Below are 2,249 nucleotides of genomic sequence, written 5' to 3'. Positions count from 1 at the left end.
ATTACCCAAAAATTTCAAGATAGACCCCGACACCAAATACTGGCTCAAAGAACGCGCTATCCTGGATGAACACGAAGATGTGCGAGGTGCAGCAGTTAAAGAATTAGCGAAAAACTTCAAAGATGACCCCGACACCAAATCCATTCTAAAAGAATGTGCTACCTGGGATGATCACGAAGATGTGCGAGGTGTAGCAGCTGAAGAATTAGCTAAGAACTTCAAAGATGACCCCGACACTAAATCTATCCTAAAAGAACGTGCTACCCACGATGATCATGAGTATGTGCGACGTGTAGCAGTCCAAGAATTAGCTAAACACTTTAAATATCAGCTTGAGTTGTTTGAAATTTACCGCTACTGCGCTGTTAATGACCCCTTTAAGGATAGCGATGAGTCTTATAGCTCCAACCCTCGGCGCATTGCACTGGAGATAATTATCAAGCAATTTCCTCAGCATCCCCAGACTTTACCACTGTTGCGCGATCGCGCCAAAAATGACCCAGATGAGCAAGTGCGGGAATTTGCTCAGAAGAAGTTAAAGCAGTGGGAAGGGTAAATGTAAGCTGAGTATATGCCTAAGAAAATCAGAGAACTCAAAAGCTTGTTGCTGCAAGCAGGATTTACTTATAAACCTGCAAAGGGTAGCCACAGTAAATGGCTGCATCCGCACTTGCCTAAAGCTATCATTATTGCTGGCAAAGATGGTAGCGATGCCAAACCTTATTTAGAAAAGCAAGTCAATGAAGCACTAGAAGAACTAAATAAAATTAAAGAAGACGAGGAGAGAGAAGAATGAAATATACAATCGTGATTCAATGGTCAGAGGCAGACCAATGTTATGTGGTTTCGCTACCTGAGTTTACGCATATAATGCAGCCTTGCACTCACGGAGAGACTTACGAAGAAGCTCTTAAAAATGCTCAGGAAGTTTTAGAGATGCTGATTGAATCATCTTTAGCTGATGGTGAACCTCTCCCAGAGCCTAAGACGCTAGGAAAGCCTTTGGAAGTTGCATAGATAAGCAAGAGAAAAAGAATGAATTATCACTACACGATAATTATTCAGTGGTCTGATGAAGATGAGTGTTTTGTTGTCAGTCTTCCTGAATGGGGAGAATTTTGTCACACTCACGGAGAGACTTACGATGAAGCTTTGAAAAATGCTCAGGAAGTTTTAGAGATGCTGATTGAATCATCTTTAGCTGATGGTGAACCTCTCCCAGAGCCTAAGACGCTAGGAAAGTCTTTGGAAGTTGCATAAAATTTATGAATTAAAAAGGTAGCTTATAAACACATCTGTAAATACAGCCAAAGTCTACGATGAAATTATAGAGTTTATTGCTGCTGGAACCACTCCCCAAAGCGTTATCGATTTCAAACTCTCGGATGCAGCCAAAGACCGTTTAGAGGATCTCGTTTACCGTGCAAAAACTGAAGGTATTACAGGAAGCGATAAGCGAGAGTTAGATCATTTCCTGACGCTAGAGCATATCATGACTTTGGCAAAAGCAAGAGCTAATCAGTACATCAGCGTTAAAACAGATAAATAAATAGGTTATGATGTGCGATCGCACCCACCAATGGGAATTCTATACTTAGCATCTATTGCTACTTCACCATTAGAACTCCCAAGGTAAATATATAATGGCCTATCAAAATATTGCAGCCGCCCTTTCGCCACAAGATATCCAAGAAATTAAAGCTGCGCTACAGACAGTCCAAAGAAAGATGCCCTTTCTGATTACTCTCAGCACTGAAGAACGGCGTAAGCTGGTAAAAATGGGCGATAAAAGCCTAGCCTTTGTAAACAATAGCGTCACTGCTGCTCAGTCTAACCGCGAAATTCTTCCAGCCACTTTTGATGTTGAGGAACTGGTTCAAGATTATCAATTAGCCACTGTGCTTACAGAACTTTTAACCTCAATGCAGCAACTCACCGAACAAGTAGATGATACCCTAATGGCTGTCGGCAGTGAAGCGATGACTAGCAGTTTGACTGTTTATGATTACGTGAAGACTGCATCAAAAAAGACTCCAGGCTTAAAAACTGTTGCTGAACAGTTGGGTGAACGCTTTAAGGCTATTGGTAAAGGTAAATCTGCAAAAACTCCCGTCTCTTGATAATTTAAGACTCATTCACAAACTGTAGGGGCGTACATTTGTACGCCCCTATTCTGTTTATCCACCTTTTATCTCCGTTAATGAGTCTTTGAACTGGATGAATCCACCTTTTATCTCCGTTAACGAGTC

Annotated in this window: 6 protein-coding genes; all 6 read left to right on the top strand. The window is 41.4% G+C overall.

The genetic code is table 11. The annotated features are described in order from the left end of the window. Positions 1–556: HEAT repeat domain-containing protein (locus RRG12_RS23290; protein WP_420760833.1), on the top strand; the 556-nt coding region annotated here is incomplete at its 5' end. 15 nt (positions 557–571) lie between these two features. Then, positions 572–796, top strand: a complete 225-nt coding sequence (locus RRG12_RS23285; RefSeq protein WP_420760832.1) for a type II toxin-antitoxin system HicA family toxin — start codon at positions 572–574, stop codon at positions 794–796. Then, positions 793–1,017 (top strand): type II toxin-antitoxin system HicB family antitoxin, encoded by a 225-nt coding sequence (locus tag RRG12_RS23280; protein WP_420760831.1) that lies wholly within the window; start codon positions 793–795, stop codon positions 1,015–1,017. Before RRG12_RS23285 ends, RRG12_RS23280 begins: the two co-directional genes overlap by 4 nt. A gap of 18 nt (positions 1,018–1,035) precedes the next feature. Continuing rightward, the gene (locus tag RRG12_RS23275; protein WP_420760830.1) at positions 1,036–1,260 is read left to right on the top strand and encodes a type II toxin-antitoxin system HicB family antitoxin; all 225 of its coding nucleotides are present in this window, start codon (positions 1,036–1,038) and stop codon (positions 1,258–1,260) included. Positions 1,261–1,285: 25 nt separating this feature from the next. Continuing rightward, the gene (locus RRG12_RS23270) at positions 1,286–1,549 is read left to right on the top strand and encodes a hypothetical protein (RefSeq protein WP_420760835.1); all 264 of its coding nucleotides are present in this window, start codon (positions 1,286–1,288) and stop codon (positions 1,547–1,549) included. A gap of 94 nt (positions 1,550–1,643) precedes the next feature. Further along, the gene (locus RRG12_RS23265; RefSeq protein WP_069073102.1) at positions 1,644–2,120 is read left to right on the top strand and encodes a hypothetical protein; all 477 of its coding nucleotides are present in this window, start codon (positions 1,644–1,646) and stop codon (positions 2,118–2,120) included. Positions 2,121–2,249 lie beyond the last annotated feature (129 nt).

The sequence above is a fragment of the Nostoc sp. CALU 546 genome (genome assembly GCF_048836525.1).
The sequence above is the reverse complement of the archived record's forward strand: the minus strand, read 5'-3'. Positions and strand labels throughout refer to the sequence as shown.

Coding starts and splice junctions, on each gene's coding strand:
- RRG12_RS23280 (WP_420760831.1), top strand. CDS start 793: ATGAAATATACAATCGTGATTCAATGGTCAGAGGCAGACCAATGTTAT.
- RRG12_RS23285 (WP_420760832.1), top strand. CDS start 572: ATGCCTAAGAAAATCAGAGAACTCAAAAGCTTGTTGCTGCAAGCAGGA.
- RRG12_RS23275 (WP_420760830.1), top strand. CDS start 1,036: ATGAATTATCACTACACGATAATTATTCAGTGGTCTGATGAAGATGAG.
- RRG12_RS23265 (WP_069073102.1), top strand. CDS start 1,644: ATGGCCTATCAAAATATTGCAGCCGCCCTTTCGCCACAAGATATCCAA.